Origin of the sequence: Sphingopyxis granuli (assembly GCF_001559015.1) — a bacterium.
Taxonomy (GTDB): Bacteria; Pseudomonadota; Alphaproteobacteria; order Sphingomonadales; family Sphingomonadaceae; genus Sphingopyxis; species Sphingopyxis granuli.
This window is the reverse complement of sequence record NZ_CP012199.1, coordinates 1,475,693-1,491,066: the sequence shown is the minus strand read 5'-3', so window position 1 is coordinate 1,491,066 and position 15,374 is coordinate 1,475,693. Positions and strand designations below refer to the sequence as shown.

General features: G+C 67.0%; 14 protein-coding genes. 9 read left to right on the top strand and 5 right to left on the bottom strand.

The genetic code is table 11. The features are described from left to right. Positions 1-49: 49 nt before the first annotated feature. The 8 genes from SGRAN_RS06875 to SGRAN_RS06840 all read left to right on the top strand — a co-directional run bounded on the left by SGRAN_RS06875 (position 50) and on the right by SGRAN_RS06840 (position 7,256). Positions 50-931, top strand: coding sequence for a helix-turn-helix domain-containing protein (locus SGRAN_RS06875; RefSeq protein WP_067181915.1), 882 nt, complete (start codon positions 50-52; stop codon positions 929-931). A 295-nt stretch (positions 932-1,226) separates the two neighbouring features. Beyond that, a complete protein-coding gene (locus SGRAN_RS06870; protein ID WP_067181912.1) occupies positions 1,227-1,718 on the top strand; it encodes an Rrf2 family transcriptional regulator in 492 nt (163 codons plus the stop codon). A gap of 4 nt (positions 1,719-1,722) precedes the next feature. Then, positions 1,723-3,210: a Fe-S cluster assembly protein SufB gene (gene sufB / locus SGRAN_RS06865; protein ID WP_067181909.1), complete on the top strand. Its 1,488-nt coding sequence runs from the start codon at positions 1,723-1,725 to the stop codon at positions 3,208-3,210. 80 nt (positions 3,211-3,290) lie between these two features. After that, positions 3,291-4,139 (top strand): Fe-S cluster assembly ATPase SufC, encoded by an 849-nt coding sequence (sufC, locus tag SGRAN_RS06860; RefSeq protein WP_067181906.1) that lies wholly within the window; start codon positions 3,291-3,293, stop codon positions 4,137-4,139. Positions 4,140-4,344: 205 nt separating this feature from the next. Beyond that, the gene (locus SGRAN_RS06855) at positions 4,345-5,070 is read left to right on the top strand and encodes a SufD family Fe-S cluster assembly protein (protein ID WP_067181903.1); all 726 of its coding nucleotides are present in this window, start codon (positions 4,345-4,347) and stop codon (positions 5,068-5,070) included. A 38-nt stretch (positions 5,071-5,108) separates the two neighbouring features. Continuing rightward, positions 5,109-6,311 (top strand): aminotransferase class V-fold PLP-dependent enzyme, encoded by a 1,203-nt coding sequence (locus tag SGRAN_RS06850; protein WP_082737433.1) that lies wholly within the window; start codon positions 5,109-5,111, stop codon positions 6,309-6,311. After that, entirely contained in the window at positions 6,308-6,790 is a 483-nt protein-coding gene (locus SGRAN_RS06845; protein ID WP_067181899.1) for an SUF system Fe-S cluster assembly protein, read from the top strand. Before SGRAN_RS06850 ends, SGRAN_RS06845 begins: the two co-directional genes overlap by 4 nt. A 103-nt stretch (positions 6,791-6,893) precedes the next feature. Continuing rightward, entirely contained in the window at positions 6,894-7,256 is a 363-nt protein-coding gene (locus SGRAN_RS06840) for a HesB/IscA family protein (protein WP_067181897.1), read from the top strand. Positions 7,257-7,481: 225 nt separating this feature from the next. Here the strand turns inward: SGRAN_RS06840 and SGRAN_RS06835 are convergent, their stop codons facing one another. Both SGRAN_RS06835 and SGRAN_RS06830 read right to left on the bottom strand, forming a co-directional pair. Beyond that, positions 7,482-8,198: an extensin-like domain-containing protein gene (locus SGRAN_RS06835; protein ID WP_237233883.1), complete on the bottom strand. Its 717-nt coding sequence runs from the start codon at positions 8,196-8,198 to the stop codon at positions 7,482-7,484. A gap of 37 nt (positions 8,199-8,235) precedes the next feature. Then, complete coding sequence (locus SGRAN_RS06830) at positions 8,236-9,627, bottom strand: cytochrome P450 (RefSeq protein ID WP_082737121.1); 1,392 nt, start codon at positions 9,625-9,627, stop codon at positions 8,236-8,238. A gap of 237 nt (positions 9,628-9,864) precedes the next feature. On the opposite strand from SGRAN_RS06830, the gene SGRAN_RS06825 reads away from it, so the two are divergent. Continuing rightward, positions 9,865-10,722 carry a hypothetical protein gene (locus SGRAN_RS06825; RefSeq protein WP_067181891.1) on the top strand — a complete coding sequence of 286 codons (858 nt, stop codon included), beginning with the start codon at positions 9,865-9,867 and terminating at the stop codon, positions 10,720-10,722. 50 nt (positions 10,723-10,772) lie between these two features. Here the strand turns inward: SGRAN_RS06825 and SGRAN_RS06820 are convergent, their stop codons facing one another. The 3 genes from SGRAN_RS06820 to SGRAN_RS06810 form a co-directional block, all read right to left on the bottom strand. After that, on the bottom strand, positions 10,773-12,098 hold the full coding sequence (locus SGRAN_RS06820) for a dicarboxylate/amino acid:cation symporter (RefSeq protein WP_067181888.1): 1,326 nt from the start codon (positions 12,096-12,098) through the stop codon (positions 10,773-10,775). Between the two features lie 53 nt (positions 12,099-12,151). After that, positions 12,152-13,498: a dicarboxylate/amino acid:cation symporter gene (locus tag SGRAN_RS06815; RefSeq protein WP_067181885.1), complete on the bottom strand. Its 1,347-nt coding sequence runs from the start codon at positions 13,496-13,498 to the stop codon at positions 12,152-12,154. A gap of 99 nt (positions 13,499-13,597) precedes the next feature. Next, complete coding sequence (locus SGRAN_RS06810) at positions 13,598-15,367, bottom strand: SLC13 family permease (RefSeq protein WP_067181882.1); 1,770 nt, start codon at positions 15,365-15,367, stop codon at positions 13,598-13,600. Positions 15,368-15,374: the final 7 nt, after the last annotated feature.

Here is a 15,374-nt window from a genome sequence, read left to right as displayed (position 1 = left end):
ATACGTATCGGAAACAAGGCGGCAATAAAGCCGCCGAGGGTCGTTCGTCATGTCAGACAATGCGTCCGCGGGCACGGGCAGCAGCGCGCCGTTCGAGCTTCACTATTTTCCGCCCGATCCCGATCTGGCGGAGATGGTGTCGAGCTTTTACTGCGCGCGCATCAACATGCCGCGCTTCGACGAATATGAGCGCGCCGACCGGCCGCAGTTCCGCTTCCTGACCGTGGCCGACGGCGAATATGTCTTCGCCGACGGCCATCATGCATCGGTGTGCCGCGCCAATATCGTCGGGCCGACGAGCGGCCGGGTGCGCGCGATCAGCAATGGCCCGACGCAAATCTTCGGCTTCGGCATGCTGCCGGCGGGCTGGGCCGCGCTGATGGGCGCCGACGCCGAAAAGCTGACCGATCGCGCGATCGACGCCGCCGACCTGTTCGGCGACTGGGTGGACGAGGTCGCGAGTCGCGTCCACGATGCGGCGAGCGACGCCGAACGGCTGGTCATCGGCAACAATTTCGTGCGCGAGGTGCTGAAGCGGGGCGAGCCGGCGCCGATGTGGTTCATCCGCACCGTCGACCGCTGGCTGACCGAAACGGCCTCCCCCCACGTTCCCGACCTGGTCGCGGCCACCGGCATGTCGATCCGCTCGGTCGAACGGATGACCAAGCATTTCTATGGCCTGTCGCCGCGCATGCTGGCGCGCAAATATCGCGCCGTCCGCGCCGCCGCGGCGCTGGCGCGCGGCGAGGATCTCGAATCGGCGCATCTTGGCGACGCCTTCTACGACCAGTCGCACCTGATCCGCGAGATCAAGCGCTTCGCCGGCGCGACGCCCGGACAGCTGGCAACGCCGACGCTCTATACCGAGGCGACGACGCGCGGACGCAAGCAGCTCGCGGGCAGAGTCAGCCCGATCGTGTCGGACACATAGGCAAGTCGGCAACGACCGCATTTACCATCAAAATTTTTGATCGCGTCGATTTGGCGTTTTCATACAATCGCGAATCGCGGCGCGCGCATAATCGGACATTGCGACCCAGAAGAGCTCTTTCTTTTCACGAGGACTGAGACCTTCATCTCGGCACTCGTTCGGCTTCGGCCGGGCGGGTGCCTTTTTATTTGCGCCGCACAAAATCGCCTTGCTTGCACCCCGCGCACGCCTCGCCTATATAAGTGGAGTAATTTACTCCAGTTAAGAATCATTCGCAATTCCAGCGAGGAAATCCGTGCGCCTGTCCAACCTTGCCGATTATGCCGTGGTGCTGATGAGCGCCGCCGCGCGCCAGTGCGGATCGATGCCACTGCACGCCGCACTGCTGGCCGAACAGACGGGCATCCCGGGACCGACGGCGCAGAAGCTGGTGAGCCTGCTCGCGCGCGCCGGACTGCTGGTCGCCTCGCGCGGCAGCGGCGGCGGCGTCCGGCTGGCGCGGCCCGCCGCGGCGATCAACATCGCCGAGATCATCGAGGCGGTCGAAGGCCCGATCGCGCTGACCGCCTGCTGCGACGAAGGCCGCCACGACTGCGGTTTCGAGGGCAGCTGCCAGATTCAGCCGCACCTCGGCATCGTCAACGGCGCGGTGCGCGCGGCGCTCGCGGACATCAGCCTCGCGACCCTCACCGTTGCGCCTGCAAAGGCGGAGGTCGCCGGTGGGTCCGCTCCGGCGCCGCAGGATAAAAAGACAGCGACCCCGGCCTTCGCCGGGGCGACGAGTTAGAGACATGACCGATACACCCGAAACCGCCGTCAAGGACCAGGCCGCTCGCGAGGCCGCGCTGCGCGTCGCCGATTACGAGCATGGCTGGTCCTCGCCGATCGAACAGGAATTCGCGCCCAAGGGGCTGAGCGAAGACACGGTGCGCTTCATCAGCGCCAAGAAGGGCGAGCCCCAATGGATGCTCGACTGGCGCCTGAAGGCCTATCGCCACTGGCTGACGATGACGCCGCCCGACTGGGCGAAGCTCAACGTCCCGCCGATCGATTACCAGGACGCCTATTATTATGCGGCGCCCAAGACGAAGCCGAAGGTGTCGAGCCTCGACGAGGTCGATCCCGAGATTCTGAAAGTCTACGAAAAGCTCGGCATCCCGATCGAGGAGCAGAAGGTGCTCGCCGGAGTCGAGGGCGCGCGCAAGGTCGCGGTCGACGCCGTGTTCGACAGCGTTTCGGTCGCGACCACCTTCCGCGAGGAGCTCAAGAAGGCCGGCGTCATCTTCCTGTCGATCAGCGAGGCGATCCGCGAGCATCCCGACCTCGTGAAGAAGTGGCTCGGCCGCGTCGTGCCGATGCACGACAATTATTTCGCGGCGCTCAACTGCGCGGTCTTCTCGGACGGCACCTTCGTCTATGTGCCGGAGGGCGTGCGCTGTCCGATGGAGCTGTCGACCTATTTCCGTATCAATGCCGAAAATACCGGGCAGTTCGAACGGACGCTGATCGTCGCCGACAAGGGCGCCTATGTCAGCTACCTCGAAGGCTGCACGGCACCGATGCGCGACGAGAACCAGCTTCACGCCGCGGTGGTCGAACTGGTCGCGCTCGACGATGCCGAGATCAAGTACAGCACCGTCCAGAACTGGTATCCCGGCGACGCCGAGGGCAAGGGCGGCATCTATAATTTCGTCACCAAGCGCGCGCTGTGCCAGGGCGCGCGGTCGAAGACGTCGTGGACGCAGGTCGAAACCGGCAGCGCGATCACCTGGAAATATCCGAGCTGCGTCCTCAACGGCGACGACAGCGTCGGCGAATTCTATTCGGTCGCGGTGACGAACAATTATCAGCAGGCCGACACCGGCACCAAGATGATCCACAACGGCAAGCGCACCCGCTCGACCATCGTCAGCAAGGGAATCAGCGCCGGCAAGTCGAACGGCACCTACCGCGGCCTCGTCCGCGTCGCGCCGAATGCCGAGGGGGTGCGCAACTTCACCCAGTGCGACAGCCTGCTGCTGGGCGACCAGTGCGGCGCACACACCGTGCCCTATATCGAAGTCCGCAACCCGAGCGCACAGGTCGAGCATGAAGCAACGACGAGCAAGATCAGCGACGACCAGCTTTTCTACGCGATGCAGCGGGGGCTGTCGCAAGAAGAGGCGGTAGCGCTGATCGTCAACGGCTTCGCGAAGGAAGTGCTGCAGCAGCTGCCGATGGAGTTCGCGGTTGAGGCGCAAAAGCTGCTGGGGATTTCGCTGGAGGGGTCGGTCGGGTGATAAACCTCACGCTCATAGATCAGGCGAGACGCCTTCCACCCCAACCCCTCCCCTGAAGGGGAGAGGCTTGAAAGATGAATATGCTCAAAATTGAAAACCTCCACGCCACTGTCGCAGACAAGCCGATCCTGAAAGGACTGTCGCTCACCATCGATGCGGGTGAGATTCATGCGATCATGGGGCCGAACGGCGCGGGCAAGTCGACGCTGTCCTATGTGCTCGGCGGTCGGCCGGGGTATGAGGTGACGGAAGGGTCGGTGACGTTCACCCCTTCCCGTCATGCCGGACTTGATCCGGCATCCATTCGGAGCAGCGCCCGCGACGTGCGCGCCGAATGGACCCCGGATCAAGTCCGGGGTGACGATGGGGGGGAGGCGATCGACCTCCTCGCCCTCGACCCGCACGAGCGCGCCGCCGCCGGCCTGTTCCTCGGCTTCCAGTATCCGGTCGAAATCCCCGGCGTGTCGAACGTCCAGTTCCTGCGCGAAAGCCTGAATGCCCAGCGCAAGGCGCGCGGGCAGGAGCCGCTGTCGGGTGGCGACTTCCTGAAGCTCGCGCGCGAAAAGGCGGGGCTGCTGGGGCTCGACATGGACATGCTCAAGCGTCCGGTGAACGTCGGTTTTTCGGGCGGCGAGAAGAAGCGCAACGAGATGGTGCAGATGGGCATCCTCGATCCGACGCTCGCGATCCTCGACGAGACCGACAGCGGCCTCGACATCGACGCGCTGCGGATCGTCGGCGAGGGGATCAACGCGATCATGCGCAAACCCGACAAGGCGGTACTGCTGATTACGCACTATCAGCGCCTGCTCGACTATGTGCAGCCCGATTTCGTCCACGTCCTCGCGGCCGGGCGCATCGTCAAATCGGGCGGGCCGGAACTGGCGCGCGAGCTGGAAGAACATGGCTATGCCGAGGTGGTGGCGTGAGCGTGGCGCACGCCTTTGCCCCTTCTCCCTTGAGGGGAGAAGGATACGAAGCCTTGGCGCCGAAGGCGTTTAGGCGCAGTTGGATGAGGGCGGGCGAGCCACGGGCTCGCGCGATCGCGTCGCGATCGCACACCCCTCACCCAGCTACGACTAGCGAGCAAGCTCGCAAGTCTTCGCAACCCTCTCCCCCAAGGGGAGAGGGGAAATGACCATCCTTCCCACCCGCCGCGACGAAGCGTGGCGCTATGCCGACATCGAAGCGGTCGCTGCGGCATGGCCCCTGCCCGCGCCCGAGAGCATCCTCGTGCCCGCGGGTGGCAACTTCGCACGCGCCATCGTGCAGGATACCGGCGCAATCCGACAGATCGAGCTCACTCTCGGCAAGGACGCGGCCGCGTCGCTGCACGTCCTCAACATCGGCGGTGCCTATGGCCGCATCGAACTGAACGTCACGCTGCACGAGGGCGCCGACTTCACGCTCGGCGCGGCGCAGATCGGCGGCGGCGAGCAGACGCTGGAGATCGTCACCACCGTCACCCATGCCGAACCCGGCGCGCGCTCGCGGCAGATGGTGCGGTCGGTGCTGGGCGGCACCGCGACGGGCACCTATCTCGGCAAGGTCGCGGTCGCACGCGGCGCGCAGCAGACCGACAGCGAGCAGGACGTGAAAGCGATGCTGCTCGACCGCAGCGCCACCGCCAACGCCAAGCCCGAGCTCGAAATCTTCGCCGACGATGTGCAATGCGCGCACGGCTGCGCGATCGGCGAACTCGACGCGCAGGCGCTCTTCTATCTCCAGTCGCGCGGGCTTCCGCCCGCCGGCGCGAAGAAGATATTGCTCCAGGCCTTCGTCGCCGGCGTGTTCGACGGCGCCGAGGATGAGACGCGGCTGCGGGAGCTGGCGCTGGCGAAGCTGGGAGAATTGGTGTGACCAACCTCTCTTCGCCGTTCGCATCGAGCGAAGCCGAGATGGCTCTCGGCAGCGGACGCACGCCCGGTGTCTCGACTTCGCTCGACACGAACGGCATTCGGGATCAGTTTCCCGGCCTCACCCCCGGCTGGCATTATCTCGACAGCGCCGCCACCGCGCAGAAGCCGCAGGCGGTGATCGACGCCTGCACGCTGGCGATGGGGCGGGACTATGCGACCGTCCACCGCGGCGTCTATGCGCGCTCGGCCGACATGACGCTCGCTTACGAGGCGGCACGGCGGCGGATCGCGGCGTTCATCGGCGCCACCGAGGACCAGGTCGCCTTCGTGCGCGGTGCGACCGAGGCGATCAACCTCGTCGCCTATGCCCATCCGAAGAAGGGCCGCGTGCTGCTGTCGCTGATCGAGCATCACAGCAATATCGTGCCGTGGCAGCTCGCGGGCTGGCAGATCGACGTCTGTCCGCTGACCGCCGACGGCCGGATCGACCTCGACGCGGCCGAACGCATGTTGACGCCCGATCATACCATGGTCGCCTTCGCGCATGTGTCGAACGTGCTCGGCAGCCCGCTCGACGTCGCGCGCGCGGCGGAGCTGGCGCACCGCGTCGGCGCCGAACTGCTGGTCGACGGCTGCCAGGCGGTGCCGCGGCTGCCGGTCGACGTCGCGGCATTGGGCTGCGACTATTATGTCTTCTCGGGCCACAAGCTTTATGGCCCGACCGGCATCGGCGTCCTGTGGAGCGACAGGCTCGACACGCTGCCGCCGTGGCAGGGCGGCGGGTCGATGATAGACCGCGTGACGTTCGACAGGACGACCTACGCCCCCGCCCCGACCCGCTTCGAGGCGGGAACGCCGGCGATCATCGAGGCGCTGGGGCTCGCGGCGGCGGTCGATTATGTCGATGCGATCGGCCTCGACGCGATCCACGCGCACGAATGCGCGCTGGTCGGGTCGCTGCGCGAACAGCTCGCGCGGCGGAACAGCGTCACGCTGTTCGGTCCCGACACCAGCGCCGGGATCGTCAGCTTCGCGATGGCGGGGGTTCATCCGCACGACATCGGCACGATCCTCGACGAAAGCTCGGTCGCGATCCGTGCCGGGCATCATTGCGCCCAGCCGCTGATGGAGCATCTGGGCGTGGCCGCGACCGCCCGCGCGAGTTTCGGGCTTTACAGCAACGACGACGATGTGGCGGCGCTGATCGACGGCCTCGCCCGCGTCGAAAGGATTTTCGGATGACCGACGAACGCACGATCCGTATCGAGGAAGTCGAAAGCGTCGACGCGCCGCCCAGGGCGCGCGTCGCCGATGCCGAAACGGCGCCGGAAACGATGGGCGCGAAGCTGGAACGCAAGCGCGACTATCTGGAAGGCTTCCTGTCCGCCAAACCGGCCGCGGCCGACCCGAACGCGGTCGGCGGCGACCTGTACGAAGCCGTCGTCGCCGCGCTCAAGGATATCTACGACCCGGAAATCCCGGTGAACATCTACGACCTCGGGCTGATCTACAATGTCGAGATCGACGAGGGGCATGTGGCGATCACCATGACGCTGACGACCCCGCATTGCCCGGTCGCCGAATCGATGCCGGGCGAGGTCGAGCTGCGCGTCGGTGCCGTGCCCGGCGTCGGCGACGCCGAGGTCAACCTCGTCTGGGACCCGCCCTGGTCGCCCGAGGCGATGAGCGACGAGGCGAGGCTGGAACTGGGGATGCTATGACATTCTTCTCGCAAGCACGAGGGGTTGGGGGTGGGCCGCGGGCCGAATCATCCCTACATAGAATGAACCCACCCCCGGCCCCTCCCCAGGCGGGAGGGGGGAGATGACGATGACGGACACGAAAGCCAGAATTCGCCCTGCCGCAGTGACGCTGACCCCGGGTGCCGAGGCGCGCGTCGCGAAGCTGATGGAAAACGCCCCCGCGGGCGCGATCGGCGTCAAGCTGTCGACGCCGCGCCGCGGCTGCTCGGGGCTCGCCTACTCGGTCGACTATGTGACCGAAGAGGACCGGTTCGACGAAAAGATCGAGACGCCCGGCGGCACCTTCTACATCGACGGCGCATCGGTGCTCTACCTGATCGGCAGCGTCATGGACTGGGTCGAGGATGATTTCGCCGCAGGCTTCGTCTTCCAGAACCCCAATGCCAAGGGAAGCTGCGGCTGCGGCGAGAGCTTCACCGTTTAGGGCGTGATAACATCGCATGAAATCGTCATTGCGAGCGGCGAGGCCGCGCGGCAATCCAGAGCAGGCGTAAAACGCCCTGGATTGCTTCGCTCCGCTCGCAATGACGAAGCGGGTCAATCCAATATCATCACGCTTTAAGGAACAAGCGCCCCCCGGATCGGAACACCCAATCCGTTCGTGTCGAACGGGAAGAAAGGTCGGATCAAGAATATCCGCGCCCACCCCTCAACGGCAGACCGACCAGCCCGCGGTGCGCACCGCCATGTCGAGGTGGAAATGGTTGGCGTGCGCCGCGTCGTGGTCGGGCGACAGCACGGTGCTGAACAGGCCGCATGAGCCGTCGCGCACCGCGTGCAGGAACTCGCTTCGCCGATCGCCGTCGTCCCAGTCGTTGATCAGCGCGATGCGCGTTCCGTCGGCGAGGACGAAGGCCGAAATGTCGATCGCATTGGCGGTCGAATGCTCGCTCTGCGCCGCGCGCCCGGCGATGGTGCGGCAGTTGTAGCTGCCCAGATTCTCCAGCTCGACGACCTTCTGCCCGAAATATCGCTGTGCGAGCGGCTGCACGACGTCGCGGGTCCACAGGGTCATGGCCGCGGTCACCGCGCAGCCGGGGGCGGCGTTGGCGGGGCGGAGCGAGGGAACGAGGCGGTCGCCGGTGAGTACCATGCGCTGGCTGGCACGGCAGGCGCCCTCGCCGACGACAGGCCGCCGCTGATATCCCGCCCCCGCCCGCTCGAACGCCGCGAAGCAGCCGGCATCGTCGTCGGCGAGGCCGATCAGCTTGCGATGCGTCGCCCAGCCCTGCGGATGCGCAAGCTCGAACCGCGCGCCCGGCCAATGTTCGGGATGATCGCGCACCCATGTCATCGCGCGGATCGCGGCGACGGTCACCAGCAGGGCGGCGACGAACCACAGCAGATAGGGCCGGACACTCTTCACCGCCCCCACGTGGCGGATCGCGCCTCGCCCGGCAAGGTCAGAGCGGCGTCAGCGTCACCGTCAGCCCGTCCTTCGGCCGCGGAATCGGCCACATCTGCCAGTCGGGCGCATAGCCGTCCGCGATCTCGATGCGATGCGTCGTCAGGACGTGGTGAAAGAAGATCTTCGCCTGCATGTGCGCGAAATGCAGCCCCAGGCACATGTGTGCGCCGCCACCGAACGGCACCCATGCATATTTGTGCCGCCCCTTCGCCGCGTCGGGAGCAAAGCGCATCGGGTCGAACCGTTCGGGATCGGGCCAATATTCGTCCATCATGTGCGTATAGCTGGGGCTGACGCCGACGTTGGTGCCGGCGGGAATGCGATAGCCGCCGAATTCGAAGTCGCGCAGCGCGCGGCGCGGGATCACCGGAACCGGCGGAATCATCCGCAGCGCCTCCTTGAACGCCCATTCGGTGAGTTCGAGTTCGCCCAGGCTGTTGTGCCCGACACCCTCGCCCGCGGGCGCGACGCGCAGCATCTCCTCGCGCAGCCGGTCCTGCCATTCGGGATGCCGCCCGAGCAGCCAGACGAGCGACGTCACCGAACTGGTGATCGTGTCGTGCGCCGCCATCATCAGGAAATTCATGTGGTCGACGATCGCCTCGACCGACAGATATTCGCCCTCCTCGTCCTTCGCCTGACAAATCTGGGTGAAGATGTCGTCGCCGGTCGAGGCGCGGCGTTCAGGGACCATCTTCGTGAAATACTCGACCAGGAATTTCCGCCCTGCGACGCCGCGCCCCATCGCGGTGAACGGCAGGGGCACGCGGACGACGCCGACCGACGCCTGCACCATGTCGACGAACGCCTTGTTGATCCGTTCCGCCTCCGGACCCCAGGGGATGCCCAGAAAGCTGGTCGCCGCAAGGTCGAGCGTCAGTTGCTTGATCGCGGGATAGAAGGCGAAGCGCGTCCCGCTCCAGCGCGCGACACGGTCCCTGATCCCCTCGTTGAGCGCATCGGCATAGAGGCGCATCGGCTCGGGCTTGAAGGCGACCGACAGCGTGCGGCGGTCGGCGCGATGCTTGTCGAAATCCATCAGCATCAGCCCGCGCGGGAACAGCAGGTTGAGCACAGGCCCCCAGCCCTGTTCGGACGAGAACAGCTTGTCGCGGTCGAACAGCACCAGTTCGTTCGCTTCCGGCCCGACGAGCGAAACCCCGCGCCCGCCGAAGCTGCGGGCGCGATAGACCTTGCCGTGGCGGTCGACCATGCGGTTGGTGAAGCCGACGGGATCGCGAAGCTGCGCCAGCGTCGTGCCGAGCAGGGGAATCCCGTCGTCGCCCGGGATATGATCGAGCGCGCTTTCGGGGCCGCGTGGCAGCCAGTGCGCGGTGTCGGGACCGAAGCGGCGTTCGGACCACATGCTATTCGCGGGGGCATTCATTGTCGCATCATCCTTGCTGATTCACCCGATCGCGCCGACGCTATCGCCCTATTGACACCAATGCAAGCAAGTGCCGGACGCGACAATGGGACCCGTGCCCCCCCCCTTGCGCGAGCAGGAGGCGAGAGCCGGCGTCGTGTCGCGCATCCATTCTCCATTCACCGCGAATTCAACTCGACTCGGGCAGTTTGTCCGACAGAAAACGGACCGCCTCGCTGGTCCGGAAAGGACAAGATCATGCGCAAGACGATCCGTCGCCCCCTCTTCCTCGCGCTTGGCGTGGTCGCGACGACCGCGCTCGGCGGCTGTTATTACGGCGACGTCTATGGCAGCAGCTATGCCTCCGCCGGGGCCTGCCCCGACGCCTATTACGACTACGATCCCTACAGCTATGACGACGGTTACGGCTATGGCTGCTACGATCCGGCCGATTACGGCGGCGGCTTCGTCCAGATCGGCTTTGGCGGCGGCTGGTACGACGACTATTATTATCCCGGCTACGGGATGTGGATGTACGACAATTACCGCAACCGCTATCCGCTGCGCGGCCAATATCTGAACTATTGGGGCGGCCGGCGCGCGTGGTGGAAGCACCGCGGCGATCGCGGCGGCGGTCAGTGGCAGGGCGGCACCCGTCCCGGCAACCCGCCCGTCCGCCCGGGACGCCCCGGCGGCTGGCAAGGACATGACGGCGACCGGCCGCAAGGCACCCGGCCCGGCCGCGGAACGCCCCCGGCGGCCGGCCATAACCCCACCCGTCCCGACAATGGCACCGCCCAGCCCCCGCGCCGTCCCGGCGGTTGGCAGGGTCGCGATGGCGACCGACCTCAGGGCACCCGACCCGGTGGCTGGCAGGGTCGCGACGGCGATCGATCGCAAGGCGCGCACCCGGGCCGCGGCACGCCTCCGGCGGTGGGGAACCGCCCCGGCGGCAACGAGGCAGTCCGCCCGCCGCGCCCGGCACCCGAAGCGGGTGCGCCGCCCCCGCGCGCCTCGCGGCCGGCCCCGCCGCCCCGCGCCGCCCCGCCAGCACGGCCGAGCGGTCCGGTGCGCGGAAGCCGCATAGAGCCCACCGGCCCGGTCCGCGAACAATAGGATCTCCCCTCTCCCCCCTCTCCTTCGGGAGAGGGGCCTGAACGCCTGCGTCAGGCGGCCGGCTCCGCGCCCTCCGCATCGCCGACGCCCGCCGACACCACCGTCGCGGCGACGAGGTCGCCGACGACGTTCAGTGTCGTGCGGCACATGTCGAGGAAGCGGTCGACCCCCAGCACCAGCCCGATCCCTTCCGGCGGCACGCCGATCGAGGCGAGGATCAGCGCGATCACGGGCAGCGATCCCGCGGGCACCCCCGCCGTGCCGATGCCGCCGAGGATGCAGACGAGCATCACCATCACCTGCTGCTGCATCGTCAGGTCGACGCCGAAGAACTGCGCGAGGAAGATCACCGTCACGCCCTCGAACATCGCGGTGCCGTTCTGGTTGGCGGTGGCGCCGAGCGTGAGGACGAAGCGCGCCACCCGGTCGGGCAGGCGCAGCCCATCGTGCGCGACGCGCAGCGCGGTCGGCAGCGTCGCGTTCGACGAAGAGGTGGCGAAGGCCATCACGAAGGCCTCCTGCGTCTCGCGGAAGAAGGCGAGCGGGGACTTGCGCGCGAGCAGCCGCAGCACGATGGGAAAGACCACGAACATCTGGAGGCCGAGCGCGAGCAGCACGACGCCGACATAAGCCGACAGGCGGACCATAAGGTCCCAGCCGAACTCGGCGGCCAGATTGAACATGAAACAGAAGATCGCGACCGGCGCGAGCTGGATGACGATGCCGATCAGCGTCATCGCGACCTCGAACACCCCTTCGATCGCGCTCTTGAGCGTCGCGGTCTGCGGGGTCTGCACGATCATCAGGCCGATGCCGAAGAACAGCGCGAAGAACATCACCGCCAGCACGTCGTTCTGGCTCATCGCGCCGATGAAATTGCTGGGGATGATCGCGACGAGCGCATCCATGCCCGTCTTCGCCTCGCCTGCCTGGCTGGTGATCGCCTTCGCCCCGTCGGCGCCCTGCGCGATCAGCGTCCGGGCCAGCGCGGGGTCGACCCCCGCGCCGGGCTGGAGCAGGTTGACGAGCAGCAGGCTGATCGCCACCGCCACGGCCGAGACGCATACCGTATAGACCAGCGTGCGCACGCCGACCGACTTCAGCGCGCGCATCTCGCCCATTTCGGCCACCCCGACGATCAGCGCCGATACCAGCAGCGGGATGACGAGCATGAACAGCAGGCGCAGGAAAATTTGCCCGATCGGCCCGGTAACATAGGCGGTGACCGCATCGACCCAGCCGGCGTCGGCGGCGCCGTAATGCACCGCGAGGCCGGCGATCAGCCCCGCGGCGAAGCCGATCAGCATGCGCCATTGCAGGCGGCGGGCGCGCACCTCCTCGCTGCGCGCGCTCGCGCTTGCCGTCGTGTCGGCCATGGTTCGGCTCCCTTGCGCGCCCGTGTCGGGGGGAGCGGCCGGAATGCTGGGCGTCAGGTGCGGCCGGCCGCGGGCGGGCCGCTATCCTCCACCATATCCTCCTGCAGCTCAAGCCCGCGCGCGCCGCGGTGCGCGGTGCGGCTCGGCGCGTGGGGGTAATCCATGTCCGCGGGATCGGCCGTTTCCAGCATCCCTTCCCACCGCGTGATGACCGATGTGGCGACCGCGTTGCCGACGACATTGGTCGCCGACCGGCCCATGTCGAGGAACTGGTCGATGCCCAGGATCAGCGCGACGCCCTCGACCGGCAGGCCGAACTGCGCCAGCGTCGCGGTGATCACGACCAGGCTGGCGCGCGGCACGCCGGCAATTCCCTTCGACGTGATCATCAGCGTCAGCAGGATCAGTATCTGTGTCCCGATCGACAGGTCGATGCCATAGGCCTGCGCGATGAACAGCGTCGCGAAGCTCATGTACATCATCGACCCGTCGAGGTTGAAGCTGTAGCCGAGCGGCAGCACGAAGCCCGAGATGCGGCGCGGGACGCCGAAGCGGTCGAGCTGCTCGAACAGCTTGGGCAGCGCCGCCTCCGACGAGGCGGTCGAGAAGGCGAGCAGCAGCGGCTCGATGATATAGCGCACCAGCATCAAAATGCGCTTGCCGAGGAAGATCGCACCGAGCGCGAGCAGCACCACCCACAGCAGCAGCAGGCCGAAATAGAATTCGACGATCAGCCGCAGGAAATCGAGCAGGATGCCCAGCCCGTTGACCGTAATGACGCCGGCGAGCGCGCCGAACACGGCAAAGGGGGCGAACAGCATCACATAGTTGGTGATCTGGAGCATCAGCTCGCCGAGCGCGTCGGCGGCGCGCACCAGCGGCGCACCGCGCTCGCCGAGCGCCGACAGGCCGACCCCGGCGAAGAGCGAGAAGACGAGAATCTGGAGGATATCGTTCTGCGCCATCGCGTCGAAGATCGACTTGGGGAAGATGTGCATCACGAAATCGCGCAGGTTGAGCGCGTCGGTCTTGACCTCACCGATGTCGGCCATCGGCGTCAGGTCGAGCCGGACGCCGGGCTGGAGCAGGTTGACGAGCAGCAGCCCCAGCGACAGCGAGACGAGGCTGGCGGTGATGAACCACAGCAGGGCGCGCCCGCCGATGCGGCCGAGCGCCGCGCTGTCGCCCATGTTGGCGATGCCGGCGACGATCGTCGCCAGCACCAGCGGCGCGATGATCATCTTGATGAGCTGCAGGAAGACGTCGGCGAGCAGCTTGAAATAGCCGGCGACCTGCGTCGCGGCCTCCTTGTCGGCGCCGACCTGCGCATAGGAGATCGCCCCGGCGACGATGCCGAGGATCATGCCGATCAGGATGTAGAGCGTGAGGCGTTTAGCCATGAAAGATGTTCCCCTTTTCCCGGATCGTCCGGGTCTGTTTTCGTGGTTCGGGTAACAGCCCGGCGGACCGCGGGCAATCACCGATGCGGCGAACGGCCGTCAGGGCGACCAGAAAGCCAGCGCCGTGCAACCCGCGATCCCGGTCAGGATATTGAGCGGAACGCCGACGCGAACGAAATCGACGAAGCGATAGTCGCCCGCCGCATAGACCAGGGTATTGGTCTGATAACCTACCGGGGTCGCGAAGCAGGCCGATGCTCCCATCATCAGCGCGATCAGCAGCGGATAGGGAGCCACCCCCGACACGTCGGCGATGCCGATGACCAGCGGCCCCATCAGCGCCGCCACCGCATTGTTGCTGAGCAGTTCGGAAAGCAGCATCGCGGAGAAATAGACGATCGCGATCACCGCCCATGGCGGCGCGTGGGTCAGCACCGGTTCGAGCGCGCCGACGACCAGCGCGACCGATCCCGCCGCCTCGAGCGCGGCGCCGACGGCGAGCATCGCGAAAATCAGGATCAGCACGTCGCCGTCGATGCTCGCCCACGCCTCCGACGCGTCGATGCAGCGCGTCAGCAACACGATGCCGACCCCGATGAAGGCTGCGATGCCGATCGACATCGCCCCCAGCGCCGACAGCAGCACCGCGCCGGCCATGACAAGGATCGCGATCCATGCCTTGCGACGTCGGAAGGCGGTGATCGAGGTCATCGCCACGCCGATCAGACCGGGATTGGCGCGCAGCCTTTCGATGTCGGCCTCATCGGCCTCGACCAGCAGCCGGTCGGCGGCGCGGATGCGGTTTTCGGACAGCGTCGGCCCGGGATTGTGGCGGAAGCGCGAGACGCCGAGGATGCGGACGGGCTGTCCCTGAAGAAAGGGAATTTCGCCCAGCCGACGGTCGATCTCGCGGTGACTGGGCGACACCGTCACCTCGGCCACCATCGCCTCCTTGTCGAGCTTGTCGCCGATGCCGATGCCGAAGCGGCCGCCGCCGCGCAGCGTCATCAGGCTGGCGCCGTCGATCCGCGCGACGATCCGGTTGCCCGCCGCCAGCACATGCGCGCGCGCGTCGGGACCCGTGATGAAGCGTCCGCCGCTGATCACGCCGATCGGCGTGAAATCCAGATTCGCCTCGCCCAGCGCGCTGCCGATCGCCGGATCGTCCTCGCGCAGCGTCAACTCGGTCAGATAAAGCTGTTCGGACCCGTCGGCCTTTTCGGCGATGCGCGGCGAATCCGACGGCAGGAAACGTGCCATGACCAGCAGGCCGAGGATGCCCGCACCGGCGATCGCAAGGCCATAGGGGGTGATGCTGAACAGGCCGAAGGGCTCGAGCCCCGCCTGCTCGGCGATGCCCGCGACGACAAGGTTGGTCGAGGTGCCGACCAGCGTCAGGCAGCCGCCGAGCACCGCGACGATCGACAGCGGCATCAGCAGCCGCTTCGGCGACACGCCCATCGCCTCGGCCAGCCGGAAGCAGACGGGCATCATCACGACGACGAAGGGCGTGCTGTTGATGAAGCCCGACACGACCAGCCCGCCGCCGAACACCGCGACCACCGCGAGCCGCGGACTCCGTCTGGCAAGGTCGACGACATAATTGCCGACGCGGTCGATCACCCCGGTGCGGATCAGCGCGCCGGAGAGGACGAACATCGCCCCGACGGTCAGCGGCGCGCTGTTGGAGAAGACGCCGTAGGCGGCCTTTTCGTCGAGCAGCCCGAGCGCGAGCATGACCCCCGCGCCCCCCACCGCGACGACCGAGGGCGGAAAGCGTTCCCACAGGAAGGCGATGAAGATGCCCGCCAGCAGGACCAGGCCGATGACGGCGCGGTGCGCGGCGATGAAGTCGGCGAGAAGCTCCACCCGCCCC

Excerpts from the sequence above, each read along its gene's own strand:
- SGRAN_RS06850 (WP_082737433.1), top strand. The coding sequence starts at position 5,109 with ATGGCTCTCGGCAGCGGACGCACGCCCGGTGTCTCGACTTCGCTCGAC.
- SGRAN_RS06845 (WP_067181899.1), top strand. The coding sequence starts at position 6,308 with ATGACCGACGAACGCACGATCCGTATCGAGGAAGTCGAAAGCGTCGAC.
- SGRAN_RS06855 (WP_067181903.1), top strand. The coding sequence starts at position 4,345 with ATGACCATCCTTCCCACCCGCCGCGACGAAGCGTGGCGCTATGCCGAC.
- SGRAN_RS06840 (WP_067181897.1), top strand. The coding sequence starts at position 6,894 with ATGACGATGACGGACACGAAAGCCAGAATTCGCCCTGCCGCAGTGACG.
- SGRAN_RS06830 (WP_082737121.1), bottom strand. The coding sequence starts at position 9,627 with ATGAATGCCCCCGCGAATAGCATGTGGTCCGAACGCCGCTTCGGTCCC.
- SGRAN_RS06815 (WP_067181885.1), bottom strand. The coding sequence starts at position 13,498 with ATGGCTAAACGCCTCACGCTCTACATCCTGATCGGCATGATCCTCGGC.
- SGRAN_RS06875 (WP_067181915.1), top strand. The coding sequence starts at position 50 with ATGTCAGACAATGCGTCCGCGGGCACGGGCAGCAGCGCGCCGTTCGAG.
- sufC (WP_067181906.1), top strand. The coding sequence starts at position 3,291 with ATGCTCAAAATTGAAAACCTCCACGCCACTGTCGCAGACAAGCCGATC.
- sufB (WP_067181909.1), top strand. The coding sequence starts at position 1,723 with ATGACCGATACACCCGAAACCGCCGTCAAGGACCAGGCCGCTCGCGAG.
- SGRAN_RS06825 (WP_067181891.1), top strand. The coding sequence starts at position 9,865 with ATGCGCAAGACGATCCGTCGCCCCCTCTTCCTCGCGCTTGGCGTGGTC.
- SGRAN_RS06820 (WP_067181888.1), bottom strand. The coding sequence starts at position 12,098 with ATGGCCGACACGACGGCAAGCGCGAGCGCGCGCAGCGAGGAGGTGCGC.